This window comes from Streptomyces sp. NPDC001156 (assembly GCF_053598275.1).
This window is the reverse complement of record NZ_JBSFJX010000002.1, coordinates 136,474-151,944: the sequence shown is the minus strand read 5'-3', so window position 1 is coordinate 151,944 and position 15,471 is coordinate 136,474. Positions and strand designations below refer to the sequence as shown.

The window sequence follows — 15,471 nt, the reverse complement described above, 5'->3', positions numbered from 1 at the left end:
GCGGGGATGTACGGCTCAGGCTGCCGCCTGGGCCAGCGGCCCCGGCGGTCTTACGCCCTCAGCACCGTCCGGGTTCCAACCTGCCCGGACCAGCATCACGCGGGCGGAGTTCTTGTCCCTGGGGGACACGGCTGCGCACACGGTGCAGGTATACGTTCTCATCGAGAGAGGGAGTGCGTGCTTGGTTCTCGCTCCGCACCGCGCACAGTCCATCGTGGTGTGCGCCGGATGCACCAGACGGACGTCTCGCGCGTGTTTGCGGCCCATCTCGACCAGGGCACGCTTGGTCGCTGCGATGGCGGCATCGGCCGCCTTGCGGGCCATCGTGGTCTTCGCCAGGAACCTCGGCCGGAAGTCCTCCACCGCAACCCCGTCATGACCGCGCATCACGGACTTGGCCCACTTGCGGCCGGTGTCCTCCCGCTGCCTCGCGATCTTCTTGTGCAGCTTCGCTGCCTGGGCCTGCGCCTGCCGATAGCCGGCGGATGCGGGCTGTCCCTTCGGCCGGCGCCGCCGGGCCATCATCCGCTGGTACCTCGCGAGCCGCTGCGCGGCCCGCTTGCCGTACTCGCCATGCGGGAGGTCGTAGGCGTCATCCGTGGTGGTAGCGGTCTCCTTCACACCCCAGTCCACCCCGAGCACGCGCCCCGTGGGGGCGAGCGGTTCGCACTGCGCGGGGGCGACGAAGGACACGTACCAGTGTCCGAGGCTGTCCTGGTACACGCGCACGCTCGACGGGTCGACCGGAAGCTCCCGCGACCACACCACGCTCACCACGATCCCGCCCGCAAGGCGGAGACGACCGTCATCAACCCGGAAGCCGCGCCGGGTGTAGTTCAGGCTCGGCCGCGCCTCCCGCTTCTTCTTCCACCGGGGCATCCCCGCCCGGCGATGCGTCGCAACCCGGTCCTTGATGTCTTTGAGGGCCTTGGCGCGGGCCTTGGCGAAGTCGCGTATCACCTGCTGCTGAGGCACGCTCGCGCCCTCAGCCAGCCACGGCATCCCCCTGCGGGCCTCGGTCAGCATCTTGTCGAGTTGCGCCGGACCACACGTCAGCTTCTCGCCGCCCGCTTTGCTCTGCACGTGGACCTGTTTGGACTTGGCCACGCATTCGTTCCAGACCCAGCGGCAGCGATCCCACTCGGCTTCGAGCCGGCGCCTGGCCGTATTCGACAGGCGCACACGGAAGGTGTACCGGGCATGCCCGGCGTCCTTCGCGGTCGCTGCAGTCGTCATACTTCCGAACCTACCCGGGAGGACTGACAGTTGAGAGTTCTCGATCATCGTGGGCGACATCACCGCCGTGCGGGGTGGACACCGGATCGCCCCGACGGCGATCCGCCTATCCCTGCCCTGCTCCGCACGAGCCCGATCCCTCCCCGGCCCGAAGGCCGGGGTATCCTCGGAGGAACCCGATGAACTACCGTTTGGACATGGCGGTGGTCGGGGACATCTCCCGTCATACGGAGTCCAGTTCGGCGCTGCGGGACTTCGTGGGGGAGTGCAACCGCGGGCGGCGGACGTGGTTTCCGGTCGACGTCGGGGAGCTGCGGGAGCGGCTGGCGCCGACGGCCTAGGCCGATGGACCGGGGGCCGGCTCGGACCGGATTCCGATGCGGGCCGGGGGCCGGGGGTGCTTGGCTGTCGGCATGGGTGAATTCAGTGATGCCGAACGCGCGTATCTGCGCTCCCAGCGACTCGGGCGGCTGGCCACCGTCGATCCGCACGGACAGCCTCAGGCCAACCCGGTCGGCTTCTTCCTCCAGGAGGACGGGACCATCCTGATCGGCGGCCATGCGATGGGCGCCACCAAGAAGTGGCGGAACCTGGAGAAGAACCCCAAGGTGGCGCTGGTCGTCGACGACATCGTGAGCACACGCCCGTGGCGGGTGCGCGGCGTGGACGTCCGAGGCGAGGCGGAACTCCTCACCGGTCCGCACGATCTGGGGCCGCACTTCAGCGACGAGGTGATCCGGATCCGTCCGCGGCGGATCCACAGCTGGGGCCTGGAGGGCGAGCAGGCCTGAACCTCGCCGGGGCGATCGTCACCTCACGGGATCCCTCACGGAGCGAGGGACGGCTCGGACCCGCTCGCCGTCCGCAGGTGCCTGAGGGCGTACGACCGCCAGGGGCGCCAGGCGTCCGGGACGGTCTCGTCCGGCGGTGCCACGTCGGGGTCGCCGAGGGCGCGGGTGCGGATGATCACGGCAGTATGCGGATCCATGCCCGGCAGCGCGAGCAGTGCCTCGTGGGCGTCGTCGCGGTCGGCGCCCGCGTCGAGGCGGAGGGTGCCGTCGGCGAGCGCGGTGGCGAGCGCGGCCGGTGTGCCGTGCAGCCCGGCCCCGGCGAGCACCGCGGGGTCCGGGAAGGTGTGGGTCAGGGTGCCGTGCGGCGCGTCGAGCGTCTTCCCGTACCGCTGGACGAGTTCCCCGGCCTGGCTCCGGCCGACGAGCGCGCGCACGGCGAACTCCTCCGGGTCTGCCGCACCCGGTGAGCGCAGTCCTGGACGGGCGGCGACCAGCGGGGCGAGGGCGGGATCGGCGGCGAGACGCTCGTCGACGGCGTACGGGTCCGCGTCGAGGTCGAACAGCCGCCGCACCCGCTGGACCGCGGTGGTGAGGTCGCGGGGGTCGGTGAGATGGATCCGGGCGTCGAGCCAGCCGCCGGGGTGACCGTCCCCGTCCGTCCGGGACGCCGGGCGGCCCGGATGCTCGCCGACGGCGACGACGGCGGTGCCGTACGGCAGCCGGAGCGTACGCCGGTAGATCCGGCGCCCGGCCCGGCCCGACACCTCCTCGATGCCCGGCACCGCTTCGGCGGCGAGCAGGTCGAAGACCGCCGCGGACTGGTACGGGCCGCGGTACGCGAGGCGCAACGCGATCCCCGCCGACGCCTCGGCCTCGCGGCCGGCGGCCCCTGCGTCCCGGGGCGCCGTGGCGCGCAGCTCGCGCGGAGTGGCCGCGTACACCGCCTTGATCGTGTCGTTGAACTGGCGCACGCTGGCGAACCCGGCCGCGAAGGCGATCTCCGTGACCGGCAGCTCGGTGGTCTGCAGCAGCAGGCGGGCGCTGTGGGCCCGCTGGGCCCGGGCGAGCGCGATGGGTCCGGCTCCGACCTCGGCGGTCAGCTGCCGTTGCACCTGACGAGCGCTGTAGCCGAGGCGCAGGGCGAGCCCGGCGACACCTTCGCGGTCGACCACGCCGTCCTTGATCAGGCGCATGGCCCGCCCCGCGACGTCCGCGCGCACGTTCCACTCGGCGGAGCCGGGCACGGCGTCCGGACGGCACCGCCGGCAGGCGCGGAACCCGGCGCTCTGCGCGGTGGCGGCCGTCGGATAGAACCGCACGTTGCGACGCTTGGGCGTCACGGCGGGGCAGCTGGGCCGGCAGTAGATCCCGGTCGTGGCGACGGCGAAGAAGAACTCGCCGTCGAACCGGGCGTCCCGGCTGCGCACCGCCTCGTACCTGGTGTCTTCCTCGGTCATGTCGTCCAGTGTGCGCCGTGGCGCGGCACTGTTCCGGCGGGTTTCGGACATGGCGTCCGGCCGCGGCACGCCGCGGGCACGACGGCCCGCGGCGTGCCGTCGCGGCTACCGCGACCTCCCCCGCTTGGCCTCCATCGCCGCCCGGCCCTCCGCCCCCTTCCGTTTCCACTCCTGGCGCCGCTCCGCCCGTACCCGCGCGTCGGTCTTGGCGACGATCCACTCGTTCTCGCGCAGCAGCTTCCGGTAGCTCTCCAGCCGCCGCTCGGACAGCTCCCCGGACTCCACCGCGTGGCGCACGGCGCACTCCGGCTCCGCCAGGTGCGCGCAGTCGTGGAACCGGCACTCCGCGGCCAGTTCCTCGATCTCGGAGAACACCTGGCTCACACCGCTCTCGGCGTCCCAGAGCCCCACTCCGCGCAGCCCCGGCGTGTCGATGAGGACTCCGCCGCCCGGCAGCACGAGGAGGTTGCGCGTGGTCGTGGTGTGCCGGCCCTTTCCGTCCATGTCCCGGGTGGCCTGCACGTCCATGACCTCCTCACCGAGCAGCACGTTCGCGAGCGTGGACTTGCCCGCTCCGGACTGTCCGAGCAGTACGGACGTGCCGCCGGAGAGGACAGCCTCGAGTACGTCGAGCCCGTCCCCGCGCTGCGCGCTGACCGGCAGCACCGGCACGCCGGGCGCTACCGCCTCCACGTCCTGGACGAGGTGCCCGAGTGTCGTCGCGTGCGGCACGACGTCGGCCTTGGTCAGCACCACGAGCGGCTGGGCTCCGGATTCCCAGGCCAGGGCCAGGAAGCGTTCGACGCGTGCGAGGTCCAGTTCGGCGGCGAGCGAGACGGCGACGACCGCGTGGTCGACGTTGGCGGCGAGGATCTGCCCCTCGGACCGCTTGGAGGAGGTGGAGCGCACAAAGGCGGTGCGGCGCGGCAGATACGCCCTGACATACCGGGGGGTGCCCCCGGGTTCGACGGCGACCCAGTCGCCGGTGCACACCACCCGCAGGGGGTCGTGCGGGGTGACGAAGGCGGTGTCGGCGCGCAGCACCCCGCCGGCGGTGACCACGTCGCACTGGCCGCGGTCGACCCGTACGACACGTCCGGGCAGGAGGCCCTGCTCGGCGTAGGGAGCGAACTGCGTCTCCCAGTCCCCGTCCCAGCCGTAGGGAGCGAGAGGGTGCGGCGCAGCCGAGGAAGACGAAAGAGAGGACAGCTTCAAGGGGGAGCCCTTCACAAAGGTGGCCCCCGGCGCGCGCCCGCAGGCGCGGAAGAGGTGGGAAGGATCAGCCGGAGACCGCGGAGGTGGATCGGACGAATTCCTGGTTGCGGGCAGCGCCCATCACAGAGACAGCCATGGGTCACACCTCCGGTTCTTCACTCGGCGGGCCGCGGCAGCCCACTGCCACCACGAGAAGCGCCCCCACCATAGAAGCGCCGCATTCAGGGCCGCCACCGATTTATTTCGAGCCCTGCGGCACGTCACGGGCCGCAGGGAATGAGGCCGTGACCACGAACCTCGGGCACGTGTGCGGACGGTGCCGTTCGTGGGCACAGGGGTTGGGCCCTGGGGCGGGTGGAGCGGACGCGTGGCCACCGGGCACGAGCGGTCCCGGCTGCGGCTCGCCGACGTGATGGGCTCGGGTCGTCTCAGCCCACCGTCGAGCAACCGACCCCGTTCACCATGAAGTCGTGCGGCACGGCGTTGCCGCCGTGCTTCGAGGCGAGGAAACCGAACGCGAAGGTGCCGTTCGCGGCGACCTTCTTGTTGTAGTCGGCGGCCTTCACGGTGACCTCGGACCCCGCCTGGGTGAAGATGCCGTCCCACATCTGGGTGATGTGCTGGCCGTCGTCGAACGTCCAGGTGATGTTCCAGTCGTCGAGCGCCGTGGTCGAGGTGACCGTGATCGCGACCTGGAACCCGGTATGCCACTCGTCGTCCAGGTGGTACTTCACCCGGCAGGGCGACGGCGTCCGCCGGGCAGGCGTGGACGCGGTCGGCGTGTCCTTCACCGGACTCGTCGACGTGCCCTGCGGTTCGGTGTCGTAGTCCCCGCTCTTGGTGCCGGTGGCCGAGCCGCCTGGGTGCGCGGTCGGGGAGGTGCCACTCGTGCTGCTGTCGGGGACGGAGCCGACGGACGGGAGGGGCGGTGCCGGTTCGGCCACGGCCTGGCTGTCGGCCGTGTCGCCCTCGGCCGTCGGCCCGCCGGAGTCGCCGAGTTGCATGAGCGAGACCGTCAGCGCCAGCGCGGACACGACGACGGCGGTGGTCAGGAGGCCCGCGCGGCCGATCCGGGGCCGCGTCACGGCGCCGACGGCGATGCCCCGGTCCGCGCCCGCGTCCGTGCGCCCGCCGGTCAGCCCGGCTTCCGCCGCCCGGCGCCGCCGCTCCAGATACGCGAGGCCGCCCCAGCCGATCACGCCGCTCGCCAGCGCGGCGGGCGTTCCTCCGCCGTGCAGCCGCAGACAGGCGGCCGCCTCCGCGCACTCCACGCAGGTGGCGAGGTGACGCGAGAGATCCTCGGGCGTCTCAGGGGCCGACGTGCGGGTGACCGCGTCGAGGAGCCGCGCGTACCTGCGGCAGTCGGCGTCCATGGGGGTGTCGAGGTGGTTGCGCTGGCAGCGGTCCCTGAACAGCGCCCGTACCTGGGCCAGTTCGGTGGCCACGGCCGCCGGGTCGATGCCGAGCCGGCGGGCCACGTCGGGCAGCGGCAGCGCCTCCACCTCCGCCAGCCACAGCAGCGCGGCGTCCGCCTCCTGCATGTCCTTGAGCCCGCGCAGGGCCAAAGGACGCTGCAGGGGTGGGCCGGTATACCGCGCGGCCTTGCCGGAGTTGAGCCACAGCCGCAGCTCGGGGTCGAGTAGATGTCCCTTGCCCTCCGCCTCCCATGCGGCCGCGGTACTGCGCACCGCCGTGAGCAGCAGGGGGATCCCGGGCAGCCGCGGGGTGCGGCGTCCGGCGGCCCTCGCCCGGGCCGCGGCGGCACGGGCCTCCTGGATGCCCTGGGTGAACGCCTCGGTGGCCAGTTGCCTGCCGGCCGTCGTACCGGACGTGCACAGGTCGGCGTACGACAGCACCGCGTCCCAGCACTCCGAGAACAGCGCGGCCTCGGCGGCGTCCTGGGGGGTGGGCAGCTCGGGCATGGAAGGCTCCTGCATCAACTGCTTCCACAGGCAGAGTCAACTCGCCTGGGGACCATGGGAGTTGAGGATGATCTCACGACTGGCCCAGAGCCTTTCACGCTTCTCACACAACTGACAAGCGGCGTATTCACTTGCCGCAGCCGCCGTCGCGCACTGTTGAGTTGTACGGATCGCGCCCCGCTTCGACTCAGCGCACCGGGGCACGTGATGCCATCGTTACGCGCGGGACGGCTCCTCGGCCTCCTCGTGCGCCGGCAGGCTGTCCATGAAGGAGCTGACGGAGAACACCGCGCGGCCGGGTCCGGGCGGGCCGTAGCCGGGGGGCGAGGAGAGCCCGAAGTCGTCCATCGTGGCCCGGTAGGCCTCGAGCAGCCGGATGTGGTACTCCAGCGGAGCGCCCTGGGGGTTGGCCTTGCCGAGGGGGGTGGTCGGCTCCGGGCACCACGTGGTGAAGCGCGGGGTGATGCCGTGCGACATGAAGAAGCGCAGGCCCTCCGTGGTGGAGGCGATCGCCTCGTCGACCGTGGTGAAGCCGAAGGGCTCGGCCATCTCGACGCCCGCGACGAAATTGGGGATGACGTTGCGCGCGCCGAAGATCTCGGCCGAGTCGAGGATGCGCCGGTGCCATTCGTCACGGCCGACGTAGCGCTCCTTGCCGGGGCAGTACAGCTCGAACAGGCGCCGGTCCCACACCTCGAAGTTGGGGTGGTAGATCTGCACGCCGTAGTCCTTGAAGCGCTGTACGTCGTCCTTCGGCAGCGCCTGTGCGACGACCTTGCCGATCCAGCGGCCCGGGAAGCGCTCCTCGATGGCCTTGGCGTAGTGCCCGTAGAAGTCGGCCTCGTCACGGCCGGCGACCGTCTTGGTGATCGCGCCGCCGGTGAGCGTGTAGGCGGTGGAGGCCTTCTGGGTGTCGTACCGGTCGATGATCTCCAGCGCCTCGAGGACCTCCTCGACGTCCTTGACACCGGTGTAGGGCCGCCCGGCCGCCTTGTGCTGCCGCCAGTTGTGATTGATGTCGCAGTACTGGCACTCCTCCTTGGCGCCGAAGTACTGGCAGACGCGGAAGACGGTGAGGTAGATCAGGTAGCCCCACTGGATGGTGGGGGCCACCTCCATCACGGACTTCCCGTTGGAGAGGGTGTGCCGGTAGTACTCGGGCATGGGCGGCACGCCCACGTCCGCGATCCTGTGCCCGTCGAGGTAGAGCCCGAGCAGCCCGTCCTCGTCCGCGGCCACGCGGTACGGCGAGGTCGGATTGACCCGTACGGACACCACGGTCCGGCGCAGGTCGTACGGGCCGCCGGTGAGGATGATCTCCTCGGGTGGGCGCCGCAGCGCCGCCTCGCCCAGCTCGGGCAGGGTGCCGTGGTCGAAGGAGAAGATGAAGTAGGACTTCGGCTTGACCTCGCCGTCCTCGTTGTCGGACAGGGCGGACGCGTCGAAGGCCACACCCCCGCGGAGCAGATCTTCTTTGAAGACGGCTTCCCGCGGAACGTGCGGGAATCGCTCCATCAGATCCTCGACCAGTGCGGTGCGGCTGCCCATCCCGTGTCTCCTCCCGGCTCAGGCGTTCGACTACTCACGGTATGCCCCCGCCCGTCCGCCGGCGGTGCCGGGTCCCCTCGTGGCGTGCGATGTGCGCCGGAACGGCGATGTCCGGGAGCGGGCGGCGGCGCCTCATAGGTGGTCGATGTAGGTTCCAGGTGACTGCATGTGCGTGGCCGCGGGCCACGGGGAGGGACGACGGGATGACCGGAACCGTGACCAACTGGGCGGGCAACATCACCTACGCCGCGAAGGAGCTGCACCGCCCGCGGTCGCTCGACGCGCTGCGGTCCCTCGTCGCGGACAGCGCGCATGTACGGGTCCTGGGCAGCGGGCACTCGTTCAACGACATCGCCGAGGCGGGTGTGGACGGGGTGCTGCTCTCGCTGGCCGATCTGCCGTCGGAGGTCGAGGTCGACACCGCGGCCCACACCGTGCGGGTCGGCGGAGGCGTCCGGTACGCCGAGCTCGCCCGCGTGGTGCACCGGCACGGGCTCGCACTGCACAACATGGCCTCGCTGCCGCATATCTCGGTCGCGGGTTCGGTCGCGACCGGCACCCATGGCTCGGGGATCGCCAACGGCTCGCTCGCCTCGGCGGTGCGCGAGGTGGAGCTGGTCACGGCCGACGGCTCCACCGTGCGCATCGCCCGGGGCGAGAGACACTTCGACGGCGCCGTGACCTCGCTCGGCGCGTTCGGTGTGGTCACCGCGCTCACCCTCGGCCTGGAGCCGGACTACGAGGTCGAGCAGCACGTGTTCACCGAGCTCCCCCTGCAAGGACTGGACTTCGAGACGGTCGCCGGAACGGCGTACAGCGTGAGCCTGTTCACCGACTGGCGGGAGCCGGGCTTCCGGCAGGTGTGGCTGAAGCGGCGCACCGACCAGCCGCTGCCGGACTTCCCGTGGGCCGCACCGGCCACCGAGGCGCTGCACCCCGTGCCGGGCATGCCCGCGGTCAACTGCACCCAGCAGTTCGGCGTGGCCGGCCCCTGGCACGAGCGGCTGCCCCACTTCCGGGCGGACTTCATGCCGAGCAGCGGCGCCGAACTGCAGTCGGAGTATCTGATGCCGCGCTCCTGCGCCCTCGACGCGCTGCACGCCCTCGACGCCGTCCGCGGCACGGTGGCCCCCGTGCTCCAGACCTGCGAGGTGCGCACGGTCGCCGCCGACACGCAGTGGCTGAGTCCGTCCTACGGGCGGGACACCGTGGCGGTGCACTTCACCTGGATCAAGGACACGGCGGCCGTCCTGCCCGTGGTGCGCCTGGTCGAACAGGCGCTGGACGACTTCGCGCCCCGGCCGCACTGGGGCAAGGTGTTCACCGTGCCCGCCCGGGTGCTCGGCGAGCGCTACCCCCGGCTCGGCGACTTCACCGCGTCGGCGGTGGAGCTGGACCCCGCGGGCAAGTTCCGCAACGCGTTCGTCCGCAGCGCCCTCGAGCTTCTGTGAGGGCGGCGCCGGTGGCGACCGGCGCTTCGTACAGCCCCTTTCCTAACCCCTTGTAGAAAGGCCGTCCCCGGCATAGGCTCGCGCCGGCCGGGGCACTGGGCCCCCGCCGGGCCCGGAGAGACCGAGGAACGTGTCCGCCAAGCGCACCTCGCGCGACATCCGCACCGCGAACCGCTACGAGGTACTGCGTCAGATCATCGCCCGTTCCCCCACCTCCCGGCAGGAGCTGGCGGCAGCCACCGGGCTCAGTCTGGCCACAGTCGCCACACTCGTCGGCGAACTGCTCGACCTCGGGATGCTGACCGAGGTCGGGTTCGAGGACTCGGCGGGCGGCCGGCCGCGCGGACTGGTCGCCGTCAACACCTCCGAGGGCGCCCTGATCGGCGTCGACATCGCCGAGACATACGTTCGTGTCGAGCTGTTCGACCTGGCCCTGAACATGCTGGCCCGCGCGGACGAGGACATGCGTCCCGGCGAGAGCCGTCCCGAGCAGGTCGTCGGCCATGTGGCGGCGGCGGTCGGCTCGGTGGTCGAACGGGCCCGGGTGGAGGGGTCCCGCGTGCTCGGCGTCGGTGTCAGCGTGCCGGGCCAGGTGGACCGGGACCGCGGGGTCTGCGAGTACGCCCACAACTGGGACTGGCACGACGTTCCGCTGCTCGACCTGCTCGCCGAACACATCTCCCACCCCCTGTACATGGACAGTCCGCTGCGCGCCTGCGCGGTCGCCGAGCTGTGGTTCGGGGCGGCCCGCGGACGCGGGGACGCCGTGGTCGTCAATCTGGGCACCGGCGTCGGAGCCGGGCTCGCACTGGGCGGCGGGCCGCACCGCGGCGTCAGCAACAGCGCCGGCGAGTGGGGACACACCACGCTGGTGCTGGACGGGCGGCTGTGCCACTGCGGCAACCACGGCTGTGTGGAGACCTACGTCGGGGCGCCCGGCATCATGCTGAACCTGCGGGAGCTCAGCCCGGGCAGCCCGTTGCTGCACCCCGAGGACCAGACCGCCACGATCGACGCGCTCGCCCGCGCGGCCGCCGCCGAGGACCCGGTCGCGCTCAAGGTCCTCCAGGACACCGGCCGCTACCTCGGCGCCGGGATCGCCGACCTCGTCAACCTTCTCAATCCGGAGGTGGTCGTGCTCAGCAGCTGGGTCGCCGCCGCGCTCGGCGAACAGCTGCTGACCGAGGTGCGCGCGGCCGTCGAGCGGCGCGCGCTGCGCCGGCCCTTCGCCGCCACCGAGATCGTCCTGTCCCCCATCCCCACCGACCCGGTGTGCCTCGGGGCCGCGACCTTCGCCCTCGAAGGGGCGCTCCAGCCGGCCGGCACATCCCGAAGAGGAACAGCGCAGTCCGCCGACCGCACCGCCCCCGCAAGGAGGCCTGCCGCATCGCCTTCGTGAGGGGGGTGCGGAGGTCGCAGCGGGCCGCCTCCCTGGTGGCTCGCGATCCGTCACCTTCGGCATTCCTGACGTCGCACAACGAACCAGGAGAACGATGTCCTTCCGCAGCTCCCCCGGACTCCCGGCTTCTTCGCCGCTCTCGGTCAACGACTACGTAGAGGACGTCTCACCGGGCAGCGGTGCCCTGCCGCCGCGCGCCCGGTACGCGTCCTCCGACGCCACATCCCTCTCGCTCAACGGCAGCTGGCGCTTTCGGCTGTCGGCCACGGCCGACGCCGAGGACGACTCGTTCGCCGCTCCCGGATTCGACGCGGCCGACTGGGCGGAGCTCTCGGTGCCCGGCCACTGGGTCCTCCAGGGCGACGGCTCGTTCGGATCCCCCATCTACACCAACCACCTCTACCCCTTCCCGGTCGACCCGCCGCGGGTGCCGACCGAGAACCCGACCGGTGACCATCTCCGCGTCTTCGACCTGCCGGACGACTGGCCGTCGGACGGCGGGGCGGTGCTGCGCTTCGACGGCGTCGAGTCGTGTGCCCGCGTGTGGCTGAACGGCACGGAACTCGGCGAGTTCAGGGGCTCCCGGCTGCCGCACGAGTTCGCCGCCGGGCATCTGCTCAAGCCGAGCGGCAATGTGCTCGCGGTCCGCGTCCACCAGTGGTCCGCGGGCTCGTACCTGGAGGACCAGGACCAGTGGTGGCTGCCGGGCATCTTCCGCGACGTCACGCTGCTGCACCGCCCGGCGGGCTGCGTCCTGGACTTCTTCGTGCACGCCTCGTACGACCACCGGTCCGGCGAGGGCACGCTGAGGGTCGACTCGGACGTGGACGGCCGGGTCGCCGTGCCCGCCCTCGGCATCGACGTCGCGACCGGCGAACCCGTGACCGTCGCCGTGGAGCCGTGGACCGCGGAGACCCCGAAGCTGTACCACGGCGAACTGGTCACCGAGGGCGAACGCGTGCCGCTGCGGATCGGTTTCCGCACGGTCGTGCTGGGGGACGGCCTGATCAAGGTCAACGGAAGGCCGGTGCTCTTCAAGGGGGTCAACCGGCACGAGTGGCACCCGGAGAAGGGCCGCGCCCTCGATCCGGAGACCATGCGCGAGGACGTCCTGCTGATGAAGCGGCACAACGTCAACGCCGTGCGCACCTCGCACTACCCACCGCACCCCGCCTTCCTGGATCTGTGCGACGAATACGGCCTCTGGGTGATCGACGAGTGCGACCTGGAGACCCACGGCTTCGTCGAGCAGGCCTGGCGCGACAACCCGGTTGACGACGACCGCTGGACCCCGGCGCTCCTGGACCGCGCCGCCCGCATGGTCGAACGGGACAAGAACCACCCCTCGGTGGTCGTCTGGTCCCTGGGCAACGAGGCCGGCACCGGCCGGGGCCTGACGGCGATGGCCGAGTGGATCCACGGCCGGGACTCCTCGCGGCTCGTCCACTACGAGGGCGACATCGACTGCCGTGACACGGACATGTACTCGCGGATGTACGCCTACCACGGCGAGGTGGAGAAGATCGGCCGAGGGCTGGACGGCGGCACCCTCAAGCGCCGTGAACTTCCCTTCATCCTCTGCGAGTACGGCCACGCGATGGGCAACGGCCCCGGCGGCATCGCCGACTACCAGCGGCTCTTCGAGAGCCACGACCGGCTCCAGGGCGGTTTCATCTGGGAGTGGATCGACCACGGCATCAAGGACGAGCGGTACGGCTTCGCATACGGGGGTGACTTCGGTGAGGAGCTGCACGACGGGAACTTCGTCTGCGACGGGCTGCTGTTCCCGGACCGCAGGCCCTCGCCGGGCCTGATCGAGTACAAGAAGGTCGTCGAACCGGTCCGGATCGAGGAATGGAGGCCGGAGGGGACCGTACGGATCCGCAACGCGTACGACTTCGCCGACCTCTCCGCTCTCACCTTCGAATGGTCCTATCAACTCGACGGGGAGACGGTCGAGTCGGGCACGCTGCCGGTGCCCCCGCTCGCGCCGGGCGAGTGGGCGGACGTGAAACTCCCCGAGCCGCCCGAGACCGGTGCCGGTGAGACGCAGTGGACGGTACGGGCACTGCTGGCGTCCGGCACCGTATGGGGACCGAAGGGCCACGAGGTGGCCTGGGGCCAGTTCCCCGTGACCGCCCGCCCGGCGGTACGGGTCGCCCAGAGTGCGGGCCCGGTCCCCGGCGACGGCCGCATCACCCTCGGCCCGGCCACCTTCGACGCCCGCACGGGCGCGCTGACGTCCGTCGGCGCGGTGGACGTGACCGGTCTGCGCCTGGATGTGTGGCGGGCGCCCACCGACAACGACGACGGCGCGGCGTGGCAGAGCGACACCCGCAACGGACTGCTGTGGCGCAAGCTCGGTCTGCACCGTATGCGGCACCGCCTGGACGGGGTGGAACGAAGCGGCGACGCGCTGACCGTGCGCACCCGGGTCGCGCCCGCCGCCCGGGAGCTGGGCTTCGCCACGGTGTACCGCTGGACGTCGGACGGGGACCGGCTGCGGCTGACCGTGTCCGTCGCCCCGGAGGGCGACTGGACGGTGCCGCTGCCGCGGCTCGGGATCCGTTTCGGGCTGGCCGGCTCGGCGGACCGTGTGCGGTGGTTCGGCGGCGGCCCCGGCGAGGGGTACCCGGACACCAAGGCCGCCTCGCTGCTCGGCCGTTGGGAGTCCACGGTCGACGGGCTGCAGACGCCGTACGTACGGCCGCAGGAGAACGGCGCCCGTGCCGACGTCCGCTGGGCGGAGATCGGCGGCCTCAGGATCGAGGGCGACCCGGAGTTCTGGTTCAGCGCCCGGCGCTGGACCAGCGAACAACTGGACGCCGCCCGTCACCTCACCGACCTCGTCGCGGGTGACACAGTGTGGGTGAACCTCGACCACGGTCAGCACGGCATCGGCTCGCAGTCGTGCGGTCCGGGCCCACTCCCGCAGTACTTCCTGCGGGCCGAGCCCACCGAGTTCTCCTTCGTCTTCTCCGAGATCGGCTGACCGGCACGGTCATGGGCGTCCGCGGCCGGCCGGCGCTTCAGCCGTCCGGCCCCGGGCCCGTCGTAAGCCGCGGGATTCGTGGCCTTGGCCGTCCGGCTTCCCGTCGCCGACCAGGGCGCTCGCCCAGACCGGGAGGGCCGGTGCCCGGGTCGCGTACGGGGAAACGAGTGACGGCCGACCCGGTCCTCAGGCGGCCTCGGCGGCCACCTCCGGGTGGCGAGCGCTCACCGGGGTGAACAGGCCCAGTGCCGCGATACCCACGCACGCCGCGCCGGCCACCGCGCCCACCGGCGCCGTGCCATGGTGCTGGGCCGCCCAGGTGACCACAGCCGCGCCGATCGGGGCCGCGGAGTAGTGGATGGTCCAGAACGCCGAGGTGACCCGGCCGAGCAGATGCTCGGGGGTCACCTGCTGGCGCAGGGACATGGAGCACGTCCCCGCGATGCTGCCGCCGCCGACGAACGCCGCCGTCAGGATGGCGACGGCCGGCACGTCGCGCGCCCAGCCGATGCCGGCCATCGCACAGCCGCAGACGGTGACCGCGCCGATCCAGGTGGGGCCGAAACCGAGCCCGCGCCGGATCCGGGCGACCAGCAGAGCCCCGGTGATCGAGCCGAACGCACCGACGGCGAGGACGGTGCCGACGGTGCCGTCGCTCTGTCCGAGGTCGTGCTTGAGGTGGTAGATGAGCAGGTCGTTCAGGCCCAGCTCCAGAAAGCTGAACAGGGACAGCAGCACCGTCAGGGCCCGCAGCACCCGGTGACTGCGCAGGAAGGACACCCCGGCGAGCAGATCACGCCACAGCCGCCGTCCGGCCGCCGCCGGTTCGGGCGGTACGGCCCGCCCGAACCGCACGAAACAGAGGCACAGCGCCGACACCCCGAAACTCGCCGCGTCCACCGCGACCGCGGCGGCCGGACCCGCCCATGCGGCCACGACGCCCGCGCCCAGCGGACCGGCCACCCCCGCCGCCGCGGCGGTCGCGTTCAGCCGGCCGTTGGCGGCGGTGATCCGCTCCGGGTCGACCAGTTGGCGTACGACGGTGACGTACCCGACCGAGAACAGCATGCCGACGGCCTCGCACACGGGCAGCACCGCGTACAGCAGCCAGATGCGCGGCCCGGCGAGCCACAGCAGCGGAATCAGCGCGTACAGCACCATCCTGACCAGGTCGCAGGCGATCAGCAGCTTCCTGCGGTCCACCCGGTCCACCACCACGCCGGCGAAGACGCCCGCCAGCACCGACGCGGCCCCGCCGACCGCGGTCAGCAGCCCCATCCGGGCGACGGACCCCGTGGCCTCCAGCACCAGCAGGGGCAGCGCGATCAGGGCGAAGGAGTCCCCGAGGAACGACAGGGTCTGCGCGGCCCAGAAGATCCGGAAGTCACGGCTGCGCCCCGGCCCTCGCCTGTCCTGCGCCGACCGTTTCGCCCGCACCTCTGGGTCACCCGACATCCCTG

The 15,471-nt window shown here is 71.9% G+C and carries 11 protein-coding genes; 5 read left to right on the top strand and 6 right to left on the bottom strand.

The features are described from left to right. Nucleotides 1-15 precede the first annotated feature (15 nt). Nucleotides 16-1,236 carry an RNA-guided endonuclease InsQ/TnpB family protein gene (locus tag ACWDA7_RS01990; RefSeq protein ID WP_450602288.1) on the bottom strand — a complete coding sequence of 407 codons (1,221 nt, stop codon included), beginning with the start codon at nt 1,234-1,236 and terminating at the stop codon, nt 16-18. A gap of 179 nt (nt 1,237-1,415) precedes the next feature. Between ACWDA7_RS01990 and ACWDA7_RS01985 the strand changes: the two genes are divergently transcribed. Together ACWDA7_RS01985 and ACWDA7_RS01980 are read left to right on the top strand one after the other, a co-directional pair. Continuing rightward, nucleotides 1,416-1,577, top strand: coding sequence for a DUF4180 domain-containing protein (locus ACWDA7_RS01985; RefSeq protein ID WP_450602287.1), 162 nt, complete (start codon nt 1,416-1,418; stop codon nt 1,575-1,577). 72 nt (nt 1,578-1,649) lie between these two features. Continuing rightward, nucleotides 1,650-2,027 carry a PPOX class F420-dependent oxidoreductase gene (locus ACWDA7_RS01980; RefSeq protein ID WP_450602285.1) on the top strand — a complete coding sequence of 126 codons (378 nt, stop codon included), beginning with the start codon at nt 1,650-1,652 and terminating at the stop codon, nt 2,025-2,027. A 35-nt stretch (nt 2,028-2,062) separates the two neighbouring features. Here the strand turns inward: ACWDA7_RS01980 and ACWDA7_RS01975 are convergent, their stop codons facing one another. From ACWDA7_RS01975 to ACWDA7_RS01960, 4 genes are all read right to left on the bottom strand, one after another. Beyond that, nucleotides 2,063-3,484 carry a DNA-3-methyladenine glycosylase 2 family protein gene (locus ACWDA7_RS01975; protein ID WP_450602284.1) on the bottom strand — a complete coding sequence of 474 codons (1,422 nt, stop codon included), beginning with the start codon at nt 3,482-3,484 and terminating at the stop codon, nt 2,063-2,065. Between the two features lie 105 nt (nt 3,485-3,589). After that, complete coding sequence (gene rsgA, locus ACWDA7_RS01970) at nt 3,590-4,699, bottom strand: ribosome small subunit-dependent GTPase A (protein WP_450602283.1); 1,110 nt, start codon at nt 4,697-4,699, stop codon at nt 3,590-3,592. A 428-nt stretch (nt 4,700-5,127) separates the two neighbouring features. Continuing rightward, nucleotides 5,128-6,621 (bottom strand): cellulose binding domain-containing protein, encoded by a 1,494-nt coding sequence (locus ACWDA7_RS01965; protein ID WP_450602282.1) that lies wholly within the window; start codon nt 6,619-6,621, stop codon nt 5,128-5,130. A gap of 216 nt (nt 6,622-6,837) precedes the next feature. Next, nucleotides 6,838-8,169: a radical SAM protein gene (locus tag ACWDA7_RS01960; protein WP_450602281.1), complete on the bottom strand. Its 1,332-nt coding sequence runs from the start codon at nt 8,167-8,169 to the stop codon at nt 6,838-6,840. A 203-nt stretch (nt 8,170-8,372) separates the two neighbouring features. Here ACWDA7_RS01960 and ACWDA7_RS01955 point away from each other — a divergent pair, with 203 nt between their 5' ends. The 3 genes from ACWDA7_RS01955 to ACWDA7_RS01945 all read left to right on the top strand — a co-directional run bounded on the left by ACWDA7_RS01955 (nt 8,373) and on the right by ACWDA7_RS01945 (nt 14,011). Continuing rightward, nucleotides 8,373-9,620 carry an FAD-binding protein gene (locus ACWDA7_RS01955; RefSeq protein ID WP_450602280.1) on the top strand — a complete coding sequence of 416 codons (1,248 nt, stop codon included), beginning with the start codon at nt 8,373-8,375 and terminating at the stop codon, nt 9,618-9,620. A gap of 130 nt (nt 9,621-9,750) precedes the next feature. Continuing rightward, nucleotides 9,751-11,019, top strand: a complete 1,269-nt coding sequence (locus tag ACWDA7_RS01950; RefSeq protein ID WP_450602279.1) for an ROK family transcriptional regulator — start codon at nt 9,751-9,753, stop codon at nt 11,017-11,019. A 94-nt stretch (nt 11,020-11,113) separates the two neighbouring features. Further along, nucleotides 11,114-14,011 (top strand): glycoside hydrolase family 2 TIM barrel-domain containing protein, encoded by a 2,898-nt coding sequence (locus ACWDA7_RS01945; protein WP_450602278.1) that lies wholly within the window; start codon nt 11,114-11,116, stop codon nt 14,009-14,011. 186 nt (nt 14,012-14,197) lie between these two features. On the opposite strand, the gene ACWDA7_RS01940 is transcribed toward ACWDA7_RS01945, so the two are convergent. Then, a complete protein-coding gene (locus ACWDA7_RS01940; protein ID WP_450602277.1) occupies nt 14,198-15,466 on the bottom strand; it encodes an MFS transporter in 1,269 nt (422 codons plus the stop codon). Nucleotides 15,467-15,471: the final 5 nt, after the last annotated feature.